The 22,433-nt window shown below is 67.5% G+C and carries 18 protein-coding genes, 1 tRNA gene and 1 other RNA gene; 15 read left to right on the top strand and 5 right to left on the bottom strand.

Annotation, left to right across the window (positions count from 1 at the left end; all coding sequences use genetic code 11):
- Positions 1–75: 75 nt before the first annotated feature.
- From ASC66_RS08465 to ASC66_RS08425, 9 genes are all read left to right on the top strand, one after another.
- Positions 76–1,089 carry a LacI family DNA-binding transcriptional regulator gene (locus tag ASC66_RS08465; RefSeq protein ID WP_055838449.1) on the top strand — a complete coding sequence of 338 codons (1,014 nt, stop codon included), beginning with the start codon at positions 76–78 and terminating at the stop codon, positions 1,087–1,089.
- A 296-nt stretch (positions 1,090–1,385) separates the two neighbouring features.
- A complete protein-coding gene (locus ASC66_RS08460; RefSeq protein WP_055837594.1) occupies positions 1,386–2,729 on the top strand; it encodes an ABC transporter substrate-binding protein in 1,344 nt (447 codons plus the stop codon).
- 84 nt (positions 2,730–2,813) lie between these two features.
- Positions 2,814–3,764, top strand: a complete 951-nt coding sequence (locus ASC66_RS08455) for a carbohydrate ABC transporter permease (protein ID WP_082492164.1) — start codon at positions 2,814–2,816, stop codon at positions 3,762–3,764.
- Complete coding sequence (locus ASC66_RS08450) at positions 3,764–4,711, top strand: carbohydrate ABC transporter permease (RefSeq protein WP_082492163.1); 948 nt, start codon at positions 3,764–3,766, stop codon at positions 4,709–4,711. Before ASC66_RS08455 ends, ASC66_RS08450 begins: the two co-directional genes overlap by 1 nt.
- A gap of 78 nt (positions 4,712–4,789) precedes the next feature.
- Positions 4,790–6,301: an arabinosylfuranosidase ArfA gene (gene arfA / locus ASC66_RS08445; RefSeq protein ID WP_055837588.1), complete on the top strand. Its 1,512-nt coding sequence runs from the start codon at positions 4,790–4,792 to the stop codon at positions 6,299–6,301.
- Positions 6,302–6,379: 78 nt separating this feature from the next.
- On the top strand, positions 6,380–7,666 hold the full coding sequence (locus ASC66_RS08440) for a D-arabinono-1,4-lactone oxidase (RefSeq protein ID WP_055837585.1): 1,287 nt from the start codon (positions 6,380–6,382) through the stop codon (positions 7,664–7,666).
- A 418-nt stretch (positions 7,667–8,084) separates the two neighbouring features.
- Positions 8,085–9,380 (top strand): saccharopine dehydrogenase family protein, encoded by a 1,296-nt coding sequence (locus ASC66_RS08435; protein WP_055837584.1) that lies wholly within the window; start codon positions 8,085–8,087, stop codon positions 9,378–9,380.
- Between the two features lie 9 nt (positions 9,381–9,389).
- Positions 9,390–11,282: a helicase HerA-like domain-containing protein gene (locus tag ASC66_RS08430; RefSeq protein ID WP_055837581.1), complete on the top strand. Its 1,893-nt coding sequence runs from the start codon at positions 9,390–9,392 to the stop codon at positions 11,280–11,282.
- A gap of 18 nt (positions 11,283–11,300) precedes the next feature.
- The gene (locus ASC66_RS08425) at positions 11,301–11,933 is read left to right on the top strand and encodes a GNAT family N-acetyltransferase (RefSeq protein WP_055837578.1); all 633 of its coding nucleotides are present in this window, start codon (positions 11,301–11,303) and stop codon (positions 11,931–11,933) included.
- Here ASC66_RS08425 and ASC66_RS08420 read toward each other — a convergent pair.
- From ASC66_RS08420 to ASC66_RS08410, 3 genes are all read right to left on the bottom strand, one after another.
- Positions 11,930–12,868: an aminoglycoside phosphotransferase family protein gene (locus tag ASC66_RS08420; protein WP_082492162.1), complete on the bottom strand. Its 939-nt coding sequence runs from the start codon at positions 12,866–12,868 to the stop codon at positions 11,930–11,932. The two genes, ASC66_RS08425 and ASC66_RS08420, sit on opposite strands and share 4 nt — an antisense overlap.
- Positions 12,816–13,301: a hypothetical protein gene (locus ASC66_RS08415; protein WP_157509710.1), complete on the bottom strand. Its 486-nt coding sequence runs from the start codon at positions 13,299–13,301 to the stop codon at positions 12,816–12,818. Before ASC66_RS08415 ends, ASC66_RS08420 begins: the two co-directional genes overlap by 53 nt.
- Before the next feature lie 243 nt (positions 13,302–13,544).
- Positions 13,545–13,632, bottom strand: a tRNA-Ser gene (locus tag ASC66_RS08410).
- Positions 13,633–13,749: 117 nt separating this feature from the next.
- Between ASC66_RS08410 and ffs the strand changes: the two genes are divergently transcribed.
- Positions 13,750–13,846, top strand: an RNA gene (gene ffs, locus ASC66_RS17825) — signal recognition particle sRNA small type.
- Between the two features lie 94 nt (positions 13,847–13,940).
- Here the strand turns inward: ffs and ASC66_RS08405 are convergent.
- Positions 13,941–14,687 (bottom strand): FadR/GntR family transcriptional regulator, encoded by a 747-nt coding sequence (locus ASC66_RS08405; protein ID WP_286145586.1) that lies wholly within the window; start codon positions 14,685–14,687, stop codon positions 13,941–13,943.
- A 191-nt stretch (positions 14,688–14,878) separates the two neighbouring features.
- Here ASC66_RS08405 and ASC66_RS08400 point away from each other — a divergent pair, with 191 nt between their 5' ends.
- The 4 genes from ASC66_RS08400 to ASC66_RS08385 all read left to right on the top strand — a co-directional run bounded on the left by ASC66_RS08400 (position 14,879) and on the right by ASC66_RS08385 (position 19,299).
- On the top strand, positions 14,879–16,123 hold the full coding sequence (locus ASC66_RS08400) for an aminotransferase class V-fold PLP-dependent enzyme (protein ID WP_055837569.1): 1,245 nt from the start codon (positions 14,879–14,881) through the stop codon (positions 16,121–16,123).
- A gap of 64 nt (positions 16,124–16,187) precedes the next feature.
- Complete coding sequence (locus tag ASC66_RS08395; protein WP_055837566.1) at positions 16,188–17,483, top strand: ABC transporter substrate-binding protein; 1,296 nt, start codon at positions 16,188–16,190, stop codon at positions 17,481–17,483.
- Between the two features lie 8 nt (positions 17,484–17,491).
- Positions 17,492–18,466 (top strand): carbohydrate ABC transporter permease, encoded by a 975-nt coding sequence (locus ASC66_RS08390; RefSeq protein ID WP_055837563.1) that lies wholly within the window; start codon positions 17,492–17,494, stop codon positions 18,464–18,466.
- Positions 18,463–19,299, top strand: a complete 837-nt coding sequence (locus tag ASC66_RS08385; RefSeq protein WP_055837559.1) for a carbohydrate ABC transporter permease — start codon at positions 18,463–18,465, stop codon at positions 19,297–19,299. Before ASC66_RS08390 ends, ASC66_RS08385 begins: the two co-directional genes overlap by 4 nt.
- A 68-nt stretch (positions 19,300–19,367) precedes the next feature.
- Here ASC66_RS08385 and ASC66_RS08380 read toward each other — a convergent pair whose 3' ends face one another.
- Entirely contained in the window at positions 19,368–21,740 is a 2,373-nt protein-coding gene (locus tag ASC66_RS08380; protein ID WP_235496792.1) for a thiamine pyrophosphate-binding protein, read from the bottom strand.
- A gap of 134 nt (positions 21,741–21,874) precedes the next feature.
- On the opposite strand from ASC66_RS08380, the gene ASC66_RS08375 reads away from it, so the two are divergent.
- Positions 21,875–22,348 carry an Lrp/AsnC family transcriptional regulator gene (locus ASC66_RS08375; RefSeq protein WP_055837556.1) on the top strand — a complete coding sequence of 158 codons (474 nt, stop codon included), beginning with the start codon at positions 21,875–21,877 and terminating at the stop codon, positions 22,346–22,348.
- Positions 22,349–22,433 lie beyond the last annotated feature (85 nt).

The raw sequence follows: 22,433 nt of genomic DNA, 5'->3' as shown, positions 1-22,433 counted from the left end.
CGATGGCGCACCGGACTCGGCGGCGCCACTCATGCTGCACCGCACCCGGTGGGCCGCGGCAGAACGGGAGTGATCATGGCTGTGACGTTGCACGACGTTGCGCGCGCCGCCGGCGTGTCGATCAAGACCGTCTCCAACGTCATCAACAACTTCGAGCACATCCGACCGGCAACACGGCAGAAGGTGCAGCTCGCGATCGACGAGCTCGGCTATCGACCCAATCTCTCGGCCAGGAGTCTGCGATCCGGCCGTTCCGGCGTGATCGGCCTCGTCGTGCCCGAGTTCAGCCTCAGCTACTTTGCCGAACTCGCCGATGCCGTGATCAAGGCGGCTGAGCGCCACGGTCAGGTTGTGCAGATCGAGCAGACGAACGGCGACAGGGCGCGGGAGCTCGAGGTGCTCAGCAGCCCGCGCATCCAGTTCTCCGACGGGGTGTTGTTCAGCCCCCTCGGGATGAGCAACGACGACGCCGACGCGCTCACCGTGCCATACCCCTTGGTGTTGCTCGGCGAGCGCATCTTCGGCGGGCCCGTCGATCACGTGACGATGCGCAACGTCGAGGCCGCCCGCGCAGCGACGGAGCACCTCATCGCGACGGGGCGGCGACGCATCGCCGTCATCGGCGCGCACGAGGGTGAGATCATCGGATCGGCCGGGCTCCGCCTGCGCGGATACCGGGAGGCCCTGGCGGCCGCCGGCATCCCGTTCGACCCGGCCATCATCGCGAACACCACGCTCTGGCATCGATCCAATGGGGCGACGGCCATGCGGGAGCTCCTCGCCACCGGGGTGTGCTTCGATGCCGTGTTCGGGCTGAACGACACGCTCGCGCTCGGCGCGATGCGCGTGCTGCAGGAGGCCGGCCTGCGCGTTCCACACGACGTCGCCGTGATCGGTTTCGACGATCTCGACGAGGCGCGCTACTCGCTGCCCACGCTCACGACGGTCGACCCAGGGCGCACCGAGATCGCCGAGACGGCCGTGCGGGTGCTGCTCGACCGCATCCAGGGCGCGCAGCCGGATGCCGCCCCGGTTGAGTACCTGGCGGATTTCTCGATCGTCGAGCGAGAGTCCACAGCCATTTCCTGAGCGCCGAATCCTCAGCGCGCGATCATCGCGACGGCGGCTTGACATGTGCGCGATGAGTCTGCATCATGTTCTTTACAACGTTTACTTTACAACGTTGTAACAACCGGAGCGCCTCACGGCCACCGGGCGAACATGGATCGAGGAGGATTCACGATGACGGCTCAATCGCCCACATCCTGCGTTTCCCCGGTGCTCCCTCGCTGCACGCTCCCGACAGCCATTCGTCGCTGAACGGGTCCCGTCCGCAATCGCAATCAGACAACGGTGTCCCATCACCGCGAGAGGAAAAGCCCCACATGAAGTTCAAGATTCTTGCCACGGCCGGCGTCGTCGCCGTGGCCGCGGCCGCGCTGACCGGCTGCTCGCCGACCGCCGACAGCGGCTCAAGCGCCGGCGCTTCCTGCACCAACAAGATCGTCAACACCGAGGCAACCCAGGTGAGCGTGTGGGCCTGGTACCCGGCGTTCGAGGAGGTCGTCGACCTCTTCAACACCACCCACGATGATGTCCAGATCTGCTGGACGAACGCGGGCCAGGGCAACGACGAGTACACCAAGTTCTCGACGGCCATCGAGGCCGGTTCCGGTGCCCCCGATGTGATCATGCTCGAGTCGGAGGTGCTCTCCAGCTTCAGCATCCGCGACGCACTCGTCGACCTCGCTGAGTTCGGTGCGGCAGACGTCAAGGACGATTACACCGACGGCGCCTGGAGCGATGTGACGAGCGGTGACGCCGTCTACGCCATCCCGGTCGACAGCGGCCCGATGGGCATGCTCTACCGCAAGGACATCTTCGACAAGTACGGCATCGCCACTCCGACCACCTGGGACGAGTTCGCGGCCGCCGCCCAGCAGCTGAAGGATGCCGGCTCGGACGGCGTTCTGGTCAACTTCCCGACCAACGGACGCGCGTTCAACCAGGCGCTCTTCGCCCAGGCCGGATCCGTGCCGTTCGTGTACGACTCGGCCAAGCCGACCGACATCGGCATCGATGTCAACGACGACGGGTCCAAGAAGGTGCTCTCCTACTGGCAGGAGCTCGTCGACGCCGACCTCGTGACCACGGATGACGCGTTCACGGCCGACTACAACACGAGCCTGGTCGACGGCACTTACGCCGTCTACCTCGCCGCGGCCTGGGGCCCCGGCTACCTGCAGGGACTCTCCGACGCGGACTCGAGCGCCGAATGGCGTGTCGCACCGCTGCCGCAGTGGGACGCCGCTGCTCCCGTCCAGGTGAACTGGGGCGGCTCGACGTTCGCCGTCACCAGCCAGGCGAAGGACAAGGCGGCTGCGGCCGTCGTCGCCACCGACATCTTCGGCAGCGACGAGGCCTGGAAGATCGGCATCGAGAAGGCAGCACTCTTCCCGACCTACACGTCGATCCTCGAATCCGACTACTTCGCCGAGCTCGAGTACCCGTTCTTCGGTGGCCAGCAGATCAACAAGGATGTCTTCCTCGAGGCGGCGGCCGGCTACGGCGGCTTCACCTTCAGCCCGTTCCAGAACTTCGCATTCGATCAGCTGACCGAGCAGCAGTTCGCCATGGTCCAGGGGGAGAAGGACGCCTCGAAGGCGCTCGACGATCTGCAGGACAGCCTCGTGAAGTACGCGGGCGAACAGGGCTTCACCGTCAAGTAGCAGTGCACGCACCACCGCGTTCCGGCCCGCCCACCGCGGGCGGGCCGGAACGGCAGACCCTTTCAGAGCAGAAAGACAACAGACATGAGCAGTAACACCCTGCCAGTGGCGAAGACCGGCATCCGCCGTCGCTCCGCCCCGCTCGGCGGTGGCAGCAGGATCGACCGCAAGCGGCAACGCTGGGGCTGGTTCTTCGTCGCCCCCTTCGCGCTGATCTTCATCGGCTTCCTGATCGTGCCGCTGCTCTACGCCTTCTGGATGAGCCTGCAGACCTCGACGCTCGCGACGGGAACGCAGTTCACGTGGTTCGCCAACTACGTGAAGGCATTCACCGACCCGATCTTCCTCGAGGGCCTCGGCCGGGTGGCCGCGTTCGCGTTCATCATGATCCCCATCCAGATGCTCGTCGCCCTGGTCGCCGCCCTCGTGCTCGACAACCTCACGAGCTGGCTGTCGAAGTTCTCCCGGCTGATGATCTTCGTGCCCTACGCCATCCCGGTCGTCATCGGCGCCCTCATGTGGGGCTTCCTGTACAGCCCCCGCTTCGGCCCCGCCACCGACATCTTTGCGCTGTTCGGCATGACCGCACCCGACTTCCTCGCCCAGAGCGCCATCTTCGGCAGCCTGATCAACATCGTCACGTGGCAGTGGTCCGGCTACTACATGATCATCATCTACTCGGCGCTGCGTGGCGTTGACCCCTCGATCTACGAGGCCGCGCGCATCGATGGGGCGAACGGCTGGCAGACCGCCACGCGCATCAAGGTGCCGATGATCAGCTCCTCGATGGTGATGGTGCTCATCTTCGCCCTCATCGGAACACTGCAGTTCTTCACGGAACCGCAGGTGCTGCGGAGCGTCGCGCAGGGCGCGATCCCTGTCTCGTACACGCCCAACATGTACGCGTACACGCTCGCCTTCTCGTACAGCCAGTTCAACTACGCATCGGCCATCGCGTTCTCGCTCGGCATCATCGTGTTCATCGGCTCGTACATCTTCCTCTTTTTCACCCGCAAGCAGAGCGGACTCAAGTAATGGCGCTCACAACCGAGACGGCGCTGCTCGTGCAGCCGACGTCGAACCCGAGCAAGGCGCAACAGCGCGCACGCAGCAGGCAATCGGAGGCCGGCCGCAACGGCGGACGCCGCATCGGCTCGCACGTGTTCCTCGTGATCCTGGTGATCTATTTCATCACCCCGCTCTGGTGGCTGCTCGTCGCCGCCACCAAAGACAACTCGGGCCTGTTCACCGGCACGGGCGGGTCGCTCTGGTTCGACGACAACTTCGCCTTCTTCGACAACATCGCCGGGCTGTTCGAGCGGCAGGGCGGCATCTACTGGCGCTGGCTCGGCAACTCATTCCTCTACGCCTTCGCCGGCGGGCTCGGCGCGACCGTGCTCTCCGTCATGGCCGGGTACGGCTTCGCGAAGTTCCGCTTCCGTGGCCGCAACGCGTTCTTCTCCGTGGTGCTCGGCTCCGTGATGGTTCCGGTGACGGCCCTCGTCATCCCCACCTTCATGCTGCTCAGCCAGGCCGGACTGATCAACACGATCTGGGCCGTCATCCTGCCATCGCTGCTCAGCCCCTTCGGTGTCTACCTGATGCGCATCTACACGCAGGACGCGGTGGAGGACGAGATGCTCGACGCCGCCAGGGTCGACGGCGCCGGCGAGCTGCGCATCTTCTTCCAGGTGGCGCTTCCGCTGCTGAAGCCTGCCCTCGTGACCGTGCTGCTGCTCTCGGTGGTTGGCACCTGGAACAACTTCTTCCTGCCGCTGGCCGTGCTGAGTGACCCGCAGCTGCTGCCCGTCACCGTCGGCCTGAACGGCTGGACGGCCCTCTCCAACGCCGGCGCAGGCGGCGAACAGGTGTGGAACCTGATCACGACGGGCGCCTTCGTCTCGATCATCCCGCTCGTGCTCTCCTTCCTTTTCCTGCAGCGCTACTGGCAGGGCGGCCTCTCGCTCGGCAGCGTCAAGTAACGCAGCACGATTTATTCCGGATGCCGTCGCCGGCGGCATCCGTGCCATCGACCTCGTACTCACCACAGAAAGATCGCTATGTCTACCGCACGCATCACCATCGACCCGCACTTCACGGTCGGTGCCATCAACCGCCGCCTGTTCGGCTCCTTCGTCGAGCACCTCGGACGCTGTGTCTACGACGGCATCTACGAGCCCGGTCACGAGTCGGCCGACGCCGATGGCTTCCGGCAGGACGTCATCGAGCTGGTCAAGGAGCTCGGCGTCTCGGCCATCCGCTACCCCGGCGGCAACTTCGTCTCCGGCTTCCGCTGGGAGGACAGCGTCGGCCCGAAGGCGGAGCGCCCGCGCCGCCTCGACCTCGCCTGGCACTCCACCGAGACGAACGAGGTCGGACTGCACGAGTTCTCGTCGTGGCTGGACAAGGTCGGCAGCGAGCTCATGCTCGCCGTGAACCTCGGCACCCGCGGCACCCTGGAGGCGCTCGACCTGCTGGAGTACAGCAACATCGCCTCCGGAACGGCCCGTGCCGACGAGCGAGCGGCCAACGGCAAGACCGACGCCTTCGGCGTGAAGATGTGGTGCCTCGGCAACGAGATGGACGGCCCGTGGCAGCTCGGCCATCGCTCGGCCGACGACTACGGCAAGCTCGCCTCGCAGACCGCCAAGGCGATGCGTCAGATCGACCCGTCGCTCGAGCTCGTCGTGTGCGGCTCATCCAGTGCGCAGATGCCGACCTTCGGCGAGTGGGAGCGCGTCGTGCTGAGCCACAGCTACGACGACGTCGACTACATCTCGTGCCACGCCTACTACGAGGAGAAGAACGGCGACCTCGGCAGCTTCCTCGCCTCCGCCGTGAACATGGACCACTTCATCGACTCCGTCGTCGCGACGGCCGACCACGTGAAGGCCGTCAAGGGCAGCGACAAGACCATCAACATCTCCTTCGACGAGTGGAACGTCTGGTACCTGGACCGTTACCACGAGGTCGACAAGATCGAGGGCGTCGACAATTGGCCGATCGCCCCGCGCATCCTCGAGGACGTCTACTCCGTGGCCGACGCCGTCGTGTTCGGCAACCTGATGATCTCGCTGCTCAAGCACGCCGACCGGGTCACCAGCGCGTCACTTGCCCAGCTCGTCAACGTGATCGCCCCCATCATGACCGAGCCGGGCGGACCGGCCTGGCGCCAGACCACCTTCTTCCCGTTCGCGCTGACCTCGCGGCTGGCCCAGGGGCAGGCGCTCGAGGTCAAGCTCGAGTCGGAGACCTACACCACAGAGGTCTACGGCGAGGCGGCGCTCGTGGACGCCGTGGCGACGCACGACGCCGAGACCGGCCGTTCCGCCGTCTTCCTGGTGAACCGCAGCCAGAGTGCGCCGACCACCGTCACGATCGACATCTCCGCCCTCGGCGCGGTGTCGGTGCTCGACGCCCAGACACTCTCCGACGAGGACGTGTACGCCAAGAACACGCTGGAGGATCCCGAGCGCGTCGGCCTCACCGCCAACGACTCGGCAGTGGCCGGCGACGGCACCATCACGGTGACGCTGCCCGCCGTCTCGTGGACCGCCATCGAACTGGGCTAGATCGAATCCGGATGCCGGCGCCCGGAGGCGTCGGCATCCGGTTCGCTGTGCAACAGCAGAGACAGGAGAATCGACGCCATGGGCAACGAACAGAACTGGGCCGGCAATCTGCGCTACTCGGCCGAGATGGTGCACGAGCCGCGTGATGCCGCAGAGGTGCAGCGCCTGATCGCGGATGCGGCGGCCCGGGGAGTCGGCGTGCGCGCGCTCGGCAGTCGGCACTCCTTCAACGACATCGCCGACAGCGACGGCGTGCTCATCTCCACCCGCCTGCTGACCGGAGAACTCCGCTGCGACGCCGAGGCGGCCGCCGGGAGGGCGGGCACCGTCACGATCGGCGCCGGCATCCGCTACGGCGAGCTCGCCATCGCCCTGGAGGAGCGCGGGCTCGCGGTGGCGAACCTGGCCTCGCTGCCGCACATCTCGGTCGGCGGGGCCATCGCCACCGGCACGCACGGCTCCGGCGACGCCGTCGGCTCGCTCGCGACCGCCGTGCGCGGGATCGAACTCGTCGACGGCACCGGCGCTGTCCGCATGCTGCGGCATGGTGACGCCGACTTCGCCGGCGCCGTCGTCGGCCTCGGGGCGCTCGGAGTCGTCACCCGCGTCACCCTCGCCGTCGAGCCCGCTTTCGCCGTCGCCCAGACCGTCTACGAGGGGCTCCGCTGGTCGGCGCTGCTCGATGATTTCGGCGCGATCACGGGCGCCGGTTACAGCGTGAGCGTGTTCACACGGTGGAACAGCGACGGTCCGGACCAGATCTGGGTGAAGCGTCGAGTCACGGAACCCGGGCAGGCGGCGGAGGCCGATGCGCTGCTCGCGGCCGGCGCCCTCGCCGCGCTCGAGGCGCGGCATCCGCTGCCCGGGATCTCGGCCGAGAGCTGCACCGAGCAGCTCGGGGTGGCCGGCCCGTGGTTCGAGCGGCTGCCGCACTTCCGGCTGGCCTTCACGCCGAGCAATGGCGCCGAGCTGCAGAGCGAGTACCTGATTCCGCGCGAGCACGCTGCGGAGGCGATCACGGCGCTGCGCGCCCTCGCCGACCGCATTCGCCCGCTGCTGCAGATCTGCGAACTGCGCACCGTCGCCGCCGACGAGCTCTGGCTGAGCGCGGCGTACCGGCGTGACGCCCTCGGCATCCACTTCACCTGGCTGCAGCGACAGGACGAGGTCGAAGCGCTGCTGCCGGAGATCGAGGCGGCTCTGGCGCCGTTCTCCGCGCGCCCGCACTGGGGCAAACTGTTCACTCAGACGACGGCCGCGATCGCACCGCTCTATCCGCGCCACGCCGACTTCGTCGCGCTCGCTGCCGAGTACGACCCGCAGGGCGTCTTTCACAACGACTATCTGCGCCGGGTGCTGCTCTAGCCGACTCGTCCCGGCCGGATGTCCGTGGCGCCGGCATCGAGGGATCCGCTCGGGGCTTCGCGTGCGTCGCTGCTCCTTCGTCGCGGCGCCGCTCGCTCGATCCATCGTGCATATGCCGTTCGCACGCTGGCTTGAGGGAGCGGCCGAGGCGTGCATGTGCACGCTGGCTTGAGGGAGCAGCCGAGGAACGAGGCCGCCCCCGAAGCCCTGAGCGGCTGGCCGGACCGTGCAGATGCCGTTCTCACGCTGGCTGGAGGGAGCAGCCGAGGAACGAGGCCGCCCCCGAAGCCCTGAGCGGCTGGCCGGATCGGCGTTGCTCGCTCGAGCCGACAGCTGAGCGTTTTGCGACGGTTGCTGGATATCTGTCCGAGCGAGGCGCTAGCGTCGGAGCATGAACGAAGACGGTGTGGTCTCAGGTATGCGGGTGCTTCTGGTCGGCGCAGGGGGAGTGGGCGACGCCATCGCCAAGATCGCGGCCAGGCGCAGCTTCTATGAGGTCATTGTGGTGAGCGACTACGACGAGTCCAGGGCGGAGCGCACGATCGCCTCGATCGCCGCGCGGCATGGTGCGGCGGGAGCCGCGCGCTTCGTTGCAGAACAGATCGACGCCTCCGACCCGTACGCCGTCGAATCCCTGGCACGCGAGCACCGCATCACGCACGTGATGAACGCGGTCGAACCGAAGTTCGTGCCGACCATCTTCGCCGGGGCGCTCGCCGCCGGCGCGCACTACCTCGACATGGCGATGAGCCTCAGCGAGCCCCACCCGAGCGACCCGCACCGCCGCACCGGCGTCAAGCTCGGCGACGACCAGTTCGCACAGAACCCGGACTGGGAGCAGGCGGGCCAGCTCGCCCTCGTCGGCATGGGGGTCGAACCCGGGCTCAGCGATGTCTTCGCCCGCTACGCCAGCGACCACCTGTTCAGCGAGATCGACGAGCTGGGCACCCGCGACGGCGCCAACCTCGTCGTGCGAGACGACGACGGAAACGAGATCTTCGCGCCGTCCTTCTCCATCTGGACCACCATCGAGGAGTGCCTGAACCCTCCGGTGATCTGGCAGAAGGAGGAGGGCTGGTTCACCACGCCGCCGTTCTCCGAGCCCGAGGTCTTCGTGTTTCCCGAGGGCATCGGTCCCGTCGAGTGCGTCAACGTCGAGCACGAGGAGGTGCTGCTGATGCCGCGCTGGCTCGCCGCCAAGCGCGTGACCTTCAAATACGGCCTCGGCGCCGAATTCATCGGCGTGCTGAAGACGCTGCACCTGCTCGGGCTCGACTCGACGACGCCGCTGCGAGTGCGCGGGGCGGATGCCGCGGGCAACCGGGGCACGGTCGAGGTCGCCCCGCGCGACGTCGTGGCCGCCTCGCTGCCCGACCCTGCCTCGATCGGCCCGCGGATGACGGGCAAGACCTGCGCCGGCGTGTGGGTCACCGGCGCCGGACTCGACGGTGAGCCGCGCGAGGTCTATCTCTACCACGTGAGCGACAACGAGTGGACGATGCGCGAGTACGACGCCCAGTGCGTGGTCTGGCAGACGGCCATGAACCCGGTGATCGCGCTGGAGCTGCTGGCCACCGGTGTCTGGGCGGGCAGCGGCGTACTCGGGCCTGAGGCCTTCGACGCCGCGCCGTTCCTCGAGCTGATGGCGCGCCCGGTGGAGGAGGGCGGTTACGGCCAGCCCTGGGGCCTCGAAGAGCGCACGCCCTCCAATTAGGCTGTCGCCATGACAGACGACGCCGTCACAACTGCTCAGAACGCTGCGGCCGCCGCCGCCGAGGCAGCGAAGGTTCTGCAGGCGCAGGCCGAGGAGGCCATCACGAAGGCGCAGGACGCCGCCGACGCGGCGCTCGCCGCAGCGGAGGCCGCGGAGGCCGCAGCCGCCGCTCCGGTGGCCCCGCCGGTGGTTTCGACAAGCTCAACCAGCGGGGAAAGCTCAACCAGCGGGGCCCCGTCGGTCGAGCCTGTCGAGACCCCGGCGGCCGCGGAATCCGGCCCGCTCGACGCCGCCCATATCGACACCATTCGAGCGGGTTACGCCTTCGAGGGTGCGGCCCTCGAGATGGGTGCGCTCGTGAATGGTGAGGCGCTGCCGGGCGTGCAGGTGCGGATTCCGCTGGCCATGACGAACCGACATGGGCTCGTCGCGGGTGCGACCGGCACCGGAAAGACGCGCACCCTGCAGGTGCTCGCCGAGCAGCTCTCCGCGAATGGCGTCGCGGTATTCGCTGCCGACATCAAGGGCGACCTCTCCGGCATCGCGACCGCGGGGGAGGGCAACCCCAAGCTTCTCGCCCGCACGGAGGGAATCGGGCAGGGCTGGACCCCCGACAGCTTCCCCGTCGAGTACTTCTCGCTCGGCGGTGTTGGCAAGGGCGTGCCGATCCGCGCGACGATCGCGGGCTTCGGGCCGATCCTGCTGAGCAAGGTGCTCGGCCTCAACGACACCCAGGAGTCCAGCCTCGGCCTCGTCTTCCACTTCGCCGAGAAATCCGGGTTGCCGCTGCTCGACCTCACCGACCTGCGCGCCGTGCTCGCCTACCTGATCAGCGACGACGGCAAGGCGGAGCTCAAGGAGCTCGGCGGGCTCTCCAGCGCCACGGTTGGCGTCATCCTGCGCGAGCTCATCACCTTCGCCGACCAGGGTGCCGACGTCTTCTTCGGTGAGCCGGAGATCGACACCGCGGAGTTCCTGCGCACCGCCACTGACGGTCGCGGCATCATCAGCCTGCTCGAGGTGCCCGGCGTGCAAGACAAGCCGGCCCTCTACTCGACCTTCCTGATGTGGCTGCTGGCCGACCTCTTCAACGACCTGCCGGAGGTCGGCGACCTCGACAAGCCGAAGCTCGTGTTCTTCTTCGACGAGGCGCACCTGCTCTTCGCCGATGCATCCAAGGATTTCCTCTCCCAGATCACCCAGACGGTGCGGCTCATCCGCTCCAAGGGCGTCGGCATCTTCTTCGTGACGCAGACCCCGAAGGACGTGCCCGGCGAGGTGCTGGCGCAGCTCGGCTCACGGGTGCAGCACCAGCTTCGGGCATTCACACCGGATGACGCCAAGGCGCTGCGGGCAACCGTGTCGACCTATCCCAAGTCTGGCTACGACCTCGAAGAGACGCTGACGATGCTCGGCACCGGCGAGGCCATCGTCACGGTGATGAACGAGAAGGGGGCGCCGAGTCCCGTCGCCTGGACGCGTCTGCGTGCGCCGCAGGGCTCGATGTCGCCGTCGCCGGATGCCTCCATCGACGCCGCCGTCGCGGCATCCCCGCTGCTCGCGAAGTACGGCACGGCCCTCGATCGCGACTCGGCCAGGGAGATGCTCACTCGCAAGCTCGCGGATGCCGCGGCCAAGGCCGACGCAGCCCAGCAGGCGGTCGACAAGGCGGCAGCGGACGCCGAGTACGAGAAGATGCAGAAGAGCATCGAGACGGACAGGGCCAAGGCCGAGAAGAAGGCACAGGCCGAGTACGACCGGCTGATGAAGCAGACCTCTGGCACCGCGCGCTCGACGAAGAAGCAGAAGACGGTGCTCGAAGAGGTGCTGGGCTCCAGTGCGACGAAGTCGGTGCTCACGGCCGTCATCGGCGGCATCTTCGGCACACGCAAGCGCCGCTAGCTGCGGGAGAATGGGCGCATGCCTGAACTGCGCCCATACCGACCGGCCGACCGCGCCGCAGTCTACGAGATCTGCGTGCGCACGGCGGATGCCGGGGCAGACGCAACGGGCCTGTACAGCAGCGACGAGCTGATGCCCGACATCTACGCCGGCCCCTACCTGGAGTATGCGCCGGAGCTCGCCACGCTCGTCGTCGACGGCACCGGCGAGTCGGAGCGGGTGCTCGGCTACATCATCGCCGCGGCCGACACGCACGACTTCGTGCGCTGGTACAGAGAGCACTGGCTGCCGCGCTTCGCCGAGCGTTATGCGCCGGCCGGCGAGCCGGCGTCCGTCGTCAGCGCCGCGGAACGCTCGGTCATCGCCGCAGGTCTGCACCCGGCGGAGCCACCGGCTGCCGAGCTCGCGGAATTCCCTGCCCACCTGCACATCAACCTGCTGCCGGAGACGCAGGGCCGGGGCCTCGGTCGTACGTTGATCACGACACTGCTCGCCCAGCTGCGCGCGCTGAATGTGCCGGGCGTGCACCTCGGCTTTGAACCGCGCAACGGCGGCGCGGCTGCGTTCTACGCGCGCCTGGGCTTCCGGCCGTTGCCGTCGGCGAGCGAGCAGGCTCCGCGCGTCGGCATCTCGACGGCGGCCGAGCTCTAGGCCGAGCCGTCCAGCAGGATCCGCGTCGCCGCATCGCCGATGGCGAGCGTCGCCACGGCGTCGGCCGAGCCGATCCCGTCGTCGGTCGCGAACCAGGTGGCCGACAGGGCGGTCCACGCGATGGTCCAGCGCAGCAGTCGGTCGGTCTCGATTTCGGACGCCAGCGACACCGTCTGCACGCGCCGGCGCAGTCGCTGCTGGTCTGCGGCGTGCGCGCGCGACGGGTTGCAGAGCATATTTGCGTAGTCGAACTCGGCGGCACCCAGCAGGCCCTTGGGGTCGATCGCGAGCCAGCCGCGGCGATCGAAGTCGAGCACGTTGCCGTGGTGGATGTCGCCGTGCAGCGGCACAGGCTCGACCTGTTCGTCGAGCAACTCGGCCGCCAGGTCGGCGCCGCGCAGAAAGCTGCCACCGAGGTCATCGGCGTGTGCGAACAGCCCGCCGAACCAGGAATCGAGCGGAACGAGCGCCGGCGGAGGGCTCGCGCGCGGCTCGTGCAGGCTGGCGACGGCTCGGCAGAGCAGACGCAGCGCGTGATCGTCGTCTGCAGCAGACGGGCCGAGCGACATCGCCGCCAGCGAGCGGCGGCCCCGTGCCCGTTCCAGCAGCACGGCGTCGTCGTCGTGCCGATAGACCTCGGCCGCCCCGCGGCCGTCCCACCAGCGCTGGAGCGCGAACCCCGCGCGCTCCTCGTCGCCGGCGGCCGACGCCATCGCGAGTTTGAGCATGGCCGGGAGCCGGGCATCGCCGACATCGAACAGCACCGGCTGCATCAGGCTGCTCGCGGTCGTGAACGCCGGGCCATCGCTCTGGAGTTGCCAGCGCTCCAGCCGGGCACGCAGACGCGCGCTGTCTCCGGCGTCCGGGGCACGCCCCCGCTGCTCAGCGCCGGGCAAAGCCCGCGCGACGCTCGTGCCAGTACAACAGGGACGCATTCTCACGCGTGAACTCGTTGAGCGACTGCGGTTCGTCGATGATGGTCGCCGGCGCCCCGAGCACCTCGATCACCCGGCGCATGTCGGCGACCGCCCAGTAGCGGCCACGCATGCGGACAAGAGTGCTGCCGTCGTGGCCGACGATGAACAGGTGCTGCTCGGTGTCGAGGGTGTGTCCGCGGTAGAACGACACGAACAGGACGTATTCGACCTCGTCGCGCGGGATGTCGCGGCGAGGACCGGCGAAACCGCTCTCGCGCACCCCCGATGCGGCGACCGTGACCGATGTCCTGTAGAAGGTCACACCCAGAAGCACGAGGACGACGAGGACGAGCGCCTTCGCCGCGACGACGATCAGCCAGGTGCCACTCGGAATCGTCAGCCAGTAGAGCACGGCGAAAACGGGGACCAAGAGCGCCGCCGCCGCCAGCATCGACTGTGTGAAGACCTGTTCCCGCGGACGGAAAACCTCACCCCCCGGTTCATTGACGCGCGCTCGATTCATTGCATTCCCCCGTGCATACCCCTGAGCGTATGCCGGAATGGCTCGGAGCGCACTACCGCGGTTACGCTCGGCTACCTCCGCAGGCGAATTCTTTCGGGCGGATTGGTGACGATTGCAGTGGGAAACAAAATCGGCCCTGACCATCTAGATGGTCAGGGCCGATTACTCGTTTGGCGGAGAATGGGGGATTCGAACCCCCGAGGGCTTGCACCCAACACGCTTTCCAAGCGTGCGCCATAGGCCACTAGGCGAATTCTCCAGAAACTGTCTCGAAAGAAAGCAACTCAGAGAATCTTATCTGATGGAAAGGGTGCTTCGTGCCACCACCCCAGCCGGGAGGTGGACGCGAGCACTCTCGCGACACGGTAAACTATTCAACGACTCCTCGCGTGGCGTCATCCAGGCCAACTCCCCCAGGACGGAAACGTAGCAAGGGTAACCGGGCTCTGGCGGGTGCGCGAGGGGTCCTTTTCGTTAAGTCGACCCGCGCGAGGGTAACCGGGGCTGTGCCTATGCCCGAGGTGCGCGAGGGGTCTTTTTCGTTAAGCAGCCCCGCAGCCCCGCGGCTCAGCCGGCAGCGAGCGGACCCGGCTTCACGGTCGGCCTGTGCTCCCGCGCCCAGCGCTCCGTCTGAAGCACGTGCGTTGCGGCCGCTGTCGCGGCGTTCGCCGGGTCGCGCGCGATCAGCGCGGCGAGGATCTCGCGGTGAGAGTGGTCGCTCTGAGCCTTGATCTCCGGCCCGGCCGGCAGGTCGAAGAGCTGGTACGAGCGCGAGCGGGATCGGAAGACCTGCAGAAGCACCGCGATCGTCGCGTTCTGGGCGAGCGCGGTGACGCGCTGGTGGAACTGCGAGTCCAGATCGGACGCCCGCTCCTGGTCGCTGGTCTGCTCGAGCGCGTCGAGGATCGCGCTGAGTTCCTCCGCCGCGGCATCCGTCATGTTCGCCGCGGCCTGCGCGGTCGCATGCGATTCGAGCACGCGTCGCGACTCGAACATGTCTATGAGCCCCTCGAGGGGCATCAGCCCGACGGTGAGCCCGAGCGCACCGATGATGTTCGCCGGCTCCAGCGCGGAGACGTAGGTGCCCGAGCCGTGCCGTGATTCGATCACGCCGAGCGCGCCCAGCATCCGCACTGCTTCTCGCAGCGAGCCGCGGGAGACCTGGAGGCGGTCGCAGAGCTGCGCCTCGGACGGGAACTGCTGACCCGGCTGCAGCTCGCCGGAGGCGATCATCTGCCGCAAACCGTGGAAGGCGTTGTCTATAGCGCTGATGGTGCGCCTCCTTGTGCGAATGGTGCGTGCGGCCGCTGGCATAGATGCGTACCGAACAGCATAGGGCCAGAAAGTGATCTGATGAGTGGGTAGTTATCTGACGACTTCATGTATATGCTCCAGTAAGTCGGCAACTGAACGCTGATTTGCGGTAAGTCATCTAATAACTTGCCGCAGCTCGGCGGCGGACTGCCGCGTACAGCTCTCGCAACACACAAGGATGTGACACCACGATGACCTCGACGAACGCGCCAAGCAGGCTCGCCGCCGCGCTTGCCCCGAGCCCGCTCACTCTGCCGGGCGGTGCGCCTGCCGCCGAGGCGTGGACGCTCTCCGACAGCGCCCTGCACATCAACCACGGCTCGTTCGGCGCCGTGCCGCGTGTCGCCCAGGAACGCCAGAACACGCTGCGCGCCGAGATGGACGCAGACCCCGTTGCCTGGTTCTCCTTCCTGCCGGAGCGCATCGGCGCTGTGCGCGAAGAGATCGCCGCCTTCGTCGGCGCACCGGCGGAGCACACGGCCATCGTGCCGAACGCCAGTGCCGGAGCCACGGTCGTGTACTCGAGCCTGTCGATGGAGCACGGGGCGGAGATCGTCGTCACCGACCACGGCTACGGCGCCGTCACCATGGGTGCCGAGCGCATGGCGCGCCGCTACGGCGGTGTGGTGCGCACTGCGCACGTGCCGCTGCACGCGACGCCGGCCGAGGCGCACGACGCCGTGATGGCGGTCTGCTCTGACAAGACCAGACTCATCGTGATCGACCACATCACCTCGGCGACGGCGCGCTTCATGCCCGTGGCCGAGATCTCGGCATCCGCACGGGAACGCGGAATCGTGACGCTGGTCGACGGCGCCCACGTGCCAGGCCTGTACGACAACCCGCTCGACGGAGTCGAGTGCGACTTCTGGATCGGCAACCTGCACAAGTTCGCCTGCGCCCCGCGCGGCACGGCCGTGCTCCTGGCCCCGACGGAGTTGAGCAGGGAGCTCTACCCGCTGGTCGACTCCTGGGGTGCTCCACTCGAGTTCCCCGAGCGCTTCGACACCCAGGGCACCCTCGACCTCACCAGCTACCTGGCCGCTCCCACCTCCACCGGATTCATCGCGGACACCTGGGGTTGGGGCGAGGCCCGCCGGTACATGAGCGAGCTGGCCGACTACGCCGAGGACATCGTGACCGCCGCGTTCACGGAGCGCACCGGGCAGGATCACCGCGTCGACGTCGGAGCCCCGGTCAGCGCACTGCGCCTTGTGCGCCTGCCGGATGGCCTGGCCGAATCGCACCCGAGCGCGGACGCCCTGCGCAACAGGGTCGTCAGCGAGTTCAACGTGGAGGGCGCATTCACCAGTTTCGGCGGGGTCGGATACTTCCGCCTCTCCACGCACGTCTACAACACGGCGGCCGACTTCGAAGACTTCGTGGAGCGTATGGTTCCGACGCTCTGCGATTGGGCACGTGATGCCGGGCGCTGAGCTCACGCGTCCACATTCCCTGCACACATCACGGACCACAGCACGCACAACGAAACGAGGAGACATGACGAAACGGAAACTTCTTGCCGGTCTGGGCTTCGGCCTGGTGACTGCTCTTGCGCTCAGCGGCTGCTCAGCCCCTGCAGGCGATGGACAGGTCACACTCCAGATGGTTGAGAGCCTGACAAGTCCCGCACGCACCGAACTGCTCGACAAGCTCATCGGCGAGTTTGAAGCGCAGAACCCCGACATCAGCGTCGAGCTGATCTCGCCCCCGACCGACCAGGCGGACCAGAAGATCCAGCAGATGTTGCAGTCGGGATCCGGCGTCGACGTGCTCGAGGTGCGCGACCTGACCGTCGGTCCGTTCTCGGCCAACGGCTGGCTCAGCGACATGACGACGGAGTTCGACGGCTGGGAGGGGTGGGACTCGCTCACCAGCAACGCCCAGAACGTTGCCACCGCCGGCGGCAAGATGTACTTCGTGCCCTACGGCTTCTACGGCATCAGCCTGTTCTACCGCACCGACATGGTCAAGGATGCCGGCTTCGACGGCGCCCCGCTCAGCTGGGACGACCTCGTGGAGCAGGCGACGGCCATCCAGGATCCGGCCGCCAACCAGTACGGCTACGCCTTCCGCGGCGGCAAGAACGGCTACACGAACGCCGTGCTCGCGATCTCGGCCTACGTCGCCGGCGACATCGACGTCGCCAACGCGTACAAGCTGAAGAACGGCGACTCGATCTTCTCCGCTCCGGAGGCGCTCGAGGCGATGGACACGTACCTCACGTTGTTCGAGCAGGCCTCGCCGCCGTCATCCGTCGCGTGGGGCTACCCCGAGATGGTTGAGGGCTTCACCAACGGTTCCACCGGCTTCCTGCTGCAGGACCCCGAGGTCATCGCGGCCGTCAACGAGTCGAAGGCCATCACGCCGGAGCAGTGGACGACCGCGCCGATGCTCGTCGGCCCCGGCGGCCAGGCCATTCAGCCGCTGGCGACGGCCGGCTGGGGAACGGCGGAGGCCAGCGAGCACAAGGCCGAAGCGGCCAAGCTGATCCAGTTCCTCAACTCCGGTGACGCATCGATCGAGTTCACCCAGACGAACAGCCTGGTCCCGATCCTCACCGGAGCAGCCGACGACCCGTTCTACAAGACCGGCGCGTGGGAGAGCTACCTCTACATGAACGAGAACCCGGAGGTGTACATCACCGCGGAGCAGCCGCGCGGCGTCGCCTGGTTCACCGAGTGGGCAGACAAGGCCGACTCCGAACTGCAGCAGGTGCTGATCGGCCAGATGACGAACGAGGAACTTCTCGCCAGTTGGGACTCCTACTGGACCGAGAAGTGGGCGGCTGAGTAGAAACCACCATGCCCGGTCCAACCACGACCGCGACAGGGCGCCCGTTCACACGGGCGGGCGCCCCCAGCGCGGCACCGCACAAGTCCACCCGCCGCCGCCCGTTCAGCACGCGGCGCGGGCTGGTCATCCTCGCATTCATGCTGCCGGCGATCATCTTCGTGGCCGTGTTCACCTACTACCCGATGCTCGCCGGCTCGCAGATGGCGTTCCGCAACTGGAACCTCAACAACCTGTCGAACACCGACTGGGTGGGGTTGGGCAACTTCCAGAAGATCTTCGCCGACCCCAACTTCTATGTGATCCTCGGCAACTCGGTTCTCTGGGTTGTGGCCTCGATCATCCCGCAGTTCATCATCGGATTCGCGCTGGCGCTCTGGCTGCGCCGCAAGTTCGTCTTCCGTGGCGTCTACCAGGCCCTCATCTTCTTTCCGTGGGCGATCTCCGGATTCCTCATCGGCATCCTGTTCCGCTGGATGTTCAACGGTGAGTTCGGCGTGATCAACGACCTGCTGATGAAGGCCGGGCTGATCGACACGGCCATCCCGTGGTTGGCGGAACCCGGAACGGCGATGACCGCCGTGATCATCGCCAACACCTGGTACGGGGTCACCTTCTTCGCCATCATGATCCTCGCCGCGCTGCAGTCGGTGCCGGACGAGGTCTACGAGGCGGCGGCGCTTGACGGTTCCGGCAAGGTTCGCACCCTGTTCAGCATCACGATTCCGTACATCAGCACGACGCTGGCCCTGACCGTGCTGCTCCGCGTGATCTGGATCTTCAACTTCCCGGACATCATCTGGGCGATGACCGGCGGAGGACCCGCGAACCAGACTCACATCATCACCACCTGGATGATCTCGATCACCCAGCGCGGCGACTACGGCCAGGCCTCGGCGCTCGGCCTCATCGTCATGGTGATCCTGCTGGTGTTCTCCGCGTTCTACCTGATGGCCATCCGTGAGAAGAAGGGGGCACGGTCATGATCAACCGTGAACTACCGGCGGCGAAGACCGTCAGAATCGCCTTCCTCGGGCTCTGGCTGGTCATCTCGCTGTTTCCGCTGTACTGGATCCTGATCACCTCGTTCAAGACCCCTGGCGCGATCTTCAGCTACCCGCTGACGTACTGGCCGGAGGAGTTCTCACTCGAGAACTACGTCTCGTTGTTCGAGAAGTCGAACTTCGCCACGTACGTCGTGAACAGCCTGCTCGTCTCGACCGTGGCCGCCACCGTCGCGACGCTCATCGCGATGCTCTCGGCCTACGTGCTGGCGCGCTTCGAGTTCCGCACCAAGACGGCCGTGCTGATGGCCTTCCTGGTGACGCAGATGATCCCGGCGTTCATCGCGCTCGGGCCGCTGTACCTGATGATGGTGCAGCTGAAGCTCGTCGACAACCGCTTCGGCCTGATGCTCATCTACGTCGCAGTCTGCATCCCGTTCAGCACGATCATGCTGCGCGGATTCTTCGCGAACATCCCCGATGCGCTCGAAGAGGCCGCGATGATCGACGGGTGCTCCCGCCTCGGCGCGCTGTTCCGGGTGATCGTCCCCGTGATGAAGCCCGGCATCATCGCCGCGTTCATCTTCAACTTCGTGAACTGCTGGAACGAACTGTTCCTCTCCGTCACATTGATGAACAAGGACGAGAACAAGACGATCCCGACCGCGCTGAACGGCTTCATCTCGAGTTTCACGATCGACTGGGGCTCGATGTCGGCCGCCGCGGTGCTCACGATCGTGCCGACGATGGTGTTGTTCGCCTTCGCCAGCCGGTACATCGTGCAGGGCCTGACCGCCGGAGCCGTCAAGGGCTGACACCGGCACGGACACGAACTGGCCGCCACCCCTCAGGGTGGCGGCCAGTTTCGCGTGCTGCCGCGGGGTCAGCCCTGGGCGATGCCGCGCAGCACGGCACGCACGATGGATGCCGCGTCGATGCCGTGGTAGCGGTACACGCTCTCCAGATCACCCGACTGGCCGAGTTTCGAGACGCCGAGGTGGGCGGGGGGCACCCCATTCACCCCCGCCAGGAACGACAGGGTGTGCGGGTGGCCGTCGAGCACGGTGACGAGCGGCGCGGCGCGGTGCGCCGGCAGGATGTCGCGCAGGATCCACTCGCCGGCATCCGCGCCGCCCGCCTCAGCCGTGCCCTGCCCGGTCCTGGCCTGCAGCGCCTCGAAGAGCAGCCCGGCGTTGGTGACACAGACGACGTCGACGTGCACGCCCGCCTCGGCCAGGGTGTCCCTGGCGGCGATCGCCTCTGGCACGAGGGCGCCCATCGCCGCGATCGTGGCCTGGGGGCGATCGCCGTCCGGGGAGCGCAGCAGGTAGCCGCCGGCGAGAACCTGGCGGCGGCGGAGTTCCCTGGCCTCCGGCAGTGCCGGTACGGCGGCCAGGTCCTGCTGCACCGGACGGGTGGAGAGGCGGAGGTAGGCGGAGGTTCCGCCCGGAACGCCGATGCGACGGATGCACTCCAGCAGCATCCACTCGACCTCAAGGGCGAAGGCCGGCTCGTAGCTCAACAGCCCAGGCTGTTGCAGCCCGATGGCCGGGGTGAGCAGCGACTGGTGGGCGCCACCCTCCGCGGCCAGCGTGACGCCGGACGGTGTGCCGACGAGGATCGACTGGCCGCCGGCGTACATGCCGAAGTTCCAGGGCTCCAGGGCGCGGGCGATGAACGGGTCGTAGACGACCCCGATGGGGATCAGCGGGAAGCCCCAGCGGCTCCACGTCGCGCCGAGCTCCCCGAGCAGGCCGACGAGGTTCGTCTCGGCGATGCCGAGTTCGATGTGCCGGCCCTGTGCGCTCTCCTCCCAGTGCAGGATCGTCTCCGGATCGTCGTCGAACCAGTCCCGCGAGGGAGCCGCCGACCACACCTTGGCCTTGTTCACCCAGCCGCCGAGGTTCGTGCTCGAGCTGACATCCGGGCTCACCGTGACGACGCGTTCCGCGATGGCGGGAGCCCGCCTCGTGAGGTCGAGCAAGGTGCGGCCGAGCGCGGCCTGGGTGGTGCTGGTGCCGCGCGGCACCCAGCCGAGGTCGCTCGGCGGCGTGAAGGCGCCGCCGGCCTGAACGGGTTCGCGGCGCAGCTGGGCCGCGCGCGCTGCGGAGAGCCTGCCCTCCGCGGTGTCCGCTGCGAACAGCTGGAACGGCCGGGCCGGGTCCATTCCCGCGGATGCCGCGTACTGCTCGAACTGGGCGGGGCTCAGCTGCGCGGAATGATTCTGCGGGTGCCCCTCCATCGGCAGGTTCCTGCCCTTCACGGTGTAGGCGAAGATCACGGTCGGCCGCTCATCGTCGATCGCGGCGAAGGCGTGACGCAGCGCGTCGTGGTCGTGCCCGCCCAGATTGCCGACCGCCGCCCGCAGCTCGGCCGGTGCGACGTCGCCGAGCAGCGCGCGCAGGTCCTGCCAGCTGTCGGCGCAGATCCGATCCACCAGCTGCTCGTCTGAGCTGCGCAGCAGGCGCTGGTACTCGGGGTTCGTCATGGTGTCGATGCGAGCGCGCAGGCGCTCGCCGCCCTGCCGCGCGAAGAGCCCCTCGAGCAGCCGGCCGTATTTGGCGACGAGAACCTGCCAGCCTGCGGCCTCGAACATGGCCGAGAGCTTCGTCACGCTGACGGCCGGAACCACACGGTCGAGCGACTGCCGGTTGAAATCGACGATCCAGACCAGCTCGCCGAGGTGCGCGACGGCGGGGTCGCCCATGGCCTCCCAGATCGCACCCTCATCGAGTTCGGCATCGCCGATCAGGGCGTACTGCCGCCCGGTCCCCGCGCGGCCGCCGTGGTCATCGACGTAGCGCCGTGCGATGGCGCCCCAGAGCGGTGCCGTGGCACCGAGGCCGACAGAGCCGGTGGAGTAGTCGACGGGGTCGGGATCCTTGGTGCGGCTGGGGTAGCTCTGCAGCCCGCCGAATTCCCGCAGGCCGGCCAGGGCCATCGGGTCGAGCTCGCCGAGCAGCGCGTTGATCGCGTGCAGCACGGGGGAGGCGTGCGGCTTGACCGAGACCCTGTCCTCGGAGCGGAGCTGCTCGAACCACAGCTGCGTCATGATCGTCACCATCGAGGCGCAGGAGGCCTGGTGGCCGCCCACCTTCAGCCCGAGCGGATTCGGGCGCACGTGGTTGGCGTGATGGATGCTGGCCGTCGACAGCCAGAGCACGCGCTGCTCGACCGCGCCGAGCAGGGCATCGCGGTCGGCGACCGGGGTGGGCCGGACCGCCGGCGGCGCTGTCGGGCTGATGGTGACTGACACGGGGACTCCTTCGTCTGCTGCACAGTATTGCCGTGTCAATCGTCCGATGATCATCCAGAATGAACAATAGATGCGCTAGATTTCAGTCAGAATGTAGCGACGATGTGCCATTCAGGGGAGCGGAGCCAGACACAATGACTGATCGCGTGATCGATCCGACGGATGCCGCGCTGCTCCTGGCGCTCGCGGAACACCCGAGGTCCACCGCTGTGGCGCTCGCCGAGACGACGGGGCTGGCGCGGAGCACGGTGCACAGCAGGTTGAACCGGCTGGAGTCCGAGGTGCTCGCCGACCCGCTGCGCCGGGTGGATCCGGCATCCGTCGGGCTGCCTCTCACGGCGTTCATCTTCGCCCACGTCACGCAGCAGAAGCTCTCGCAGCTGCCGGAGAGCCTCGCCAGGATTCCCGAGGTGGTCGAGGTGTTCGGCGTCTCCGGCGACTGGGACCTGCTGATCCGGGTGGCCGCAGCCGACGCCGACGATCTGTACCGCGTCGCGGACCTCGTGCTCAGCACCCCGGGCATCGAGCGCACCTCGACGGTGCTGGCGATGAAGCACATGATGCCCTACCGCACGCAGCCGCTGATCGAGCGGGTTCGCGCCCGCTGACGCAGCTCGGCGCCTGCGCATTCGTGGCAGAGTAGACAGTGGCCGATCGCGCAGGAGCCCGAGTCGGTCACCACTCGCGGCGAAC

Origin of the sequence: Leifsonia sp. Root4 (assembly GCF_001425085.1) — a bacterium.
In the GTDB taxonomy this organism is placed as follows: Bacteria; Actinomycetota; Actinomycetes; order Actinomycetales; family Microbacteriaceae; genus Microterricola.
The sequence above is the reverse complement of the archived record's forward strand: the minus strand, read 5'-3'. Positions and strand labels throughout refer to the sequence as shown.

What these genes read in the sequence shown, in the direction of transcription:
- ASC66_RS08465 (WP_055838449.1), top strand. Translation starts at nt 76, where the DNA reads ATGGCTGTGACGTTGCACGACGTTGCGCGCGCCGCCGGCGTGTCGATC.
- ASC66_RS08460 (WP_055837594.1), top strand. Translation starts at nt 1,386, where the DNA reads ATGAAGTTCAAGATTCTTGCCACGGCCGGCGTCGTCGCCGTGGCCGCG.
- ASC66_RS08455 (WP_082492164.1), top strand. Translation starts at nt 2,814, where the DNA reads ATGAGCAGTAACACCCTGCCAGTGGCGAAGACCGGCATCCGCCGTCGC.
- ASC66_RS08450 (WP_082492163.1), top strand. Translation starts at nt 3,764, where the DNA reads ATGGCGCTCACAACCGAGACGGCGCTGCTCGTGCAGCCGACGTCGAAC.
- arfA (WP_055837588.1), top strand. Translation starts at nt 4,790, where the DNA reads ATGTCTACCGCACGCATCACCATCGACCCGCACTTCACGGTCGGTGCC.
- ASC66_RS08440 (WP_055837585.1), top strand. Translation starts at nt 6,380, where the DNA reads ATGGGCAACGAACAGAACTGGGCCGGCAATCTGCGCTACTCGGCCGAG.
- ASC66_RS08435 (WP_055837584.1), top strand. Translation starts at nt 8,085, where the DNA reads ATGCGGGTGCTTCTGGTCGGCGCAGGGGGAGTGGGCGACGCCATCGCC.
- ASC66_RS08430 (WP_055837581.1), top strand. Translation starts at nt 9,390, where the DNA reads ATGACAGACGACGCCGTCACAACTGCTCAGAACGCTGCGGCCGCCGCC.
- ASC66_RS08425 (WP_055837578.1), top strand. Translation starts at nt 11,301, where the DNA reads ATGCCTGAACTGCGCCCATACCGACCGGCCGACCGCGCCGCAGTCTAC.
- ASC66_RS08420 (WP_082492162.1), bottom strand. Translation starts at nt 12,868, where the DNA reads ATGCGTCCCTGTTGTACTGGCACGAGCGTCGCGCGGGCTTTGCCCGGC.
- ASC66_RS08415 (WP_157509710.1), bottom strand. Translation starts at nt 13,301, where the DNA reads ATGCTGGCGGCGGCGGCGCTCTTGGTCCCCGTTTTCGCCGTGCTCTAC.
- ASC66_RS08405 (WP_286145586.1), bottom strand. Translation starts at nt 14,687, where the DNA reads ATGCCAGCGGCCGCACGCACCATTCGCACAAGGAGGCGCACCATCAGC.
- ASC66_RS08400 (WP_055837569.1), top strand. Translation starts at nt 14,879, where the DNA reads ATGACCTCGACGAACGCGCCAAGCAGGCTCGCCGCCGCGCTTGCCCCG.
- ASC66_RS08395 (WP_055837566.1), top strand. Translation starts at nt 16,188, where the DNA reads ATGACGAAACGGAAACTTCTTGCCGGTCTGGGCTTCGGCCTGGTGACT.
- ASC66_RS08390 (WP_055837563.1), top strand. Translation starts at nt 17,492, where the DNA reads ATGCCCGGTCCAACCACGACCGCGACAGGGCGCCCGTTCACACGGGCG.
- ASC66_RS08385 (WP_055837559.1), top strand. Translation starts at nt 18,463, where the DNA reads ATGATCAACCGTGAACTACCGGCGGCGAAGACCGTCAGAATCGCCTTC.
- ASC66_RS08375 (WP_055837556.1), top strand. Translation starts at nt 21,875, where the DNA reads ATGACTGATCGCGTGATCGATCCGACGGATGCCGCGCTGCTCCTGGCG.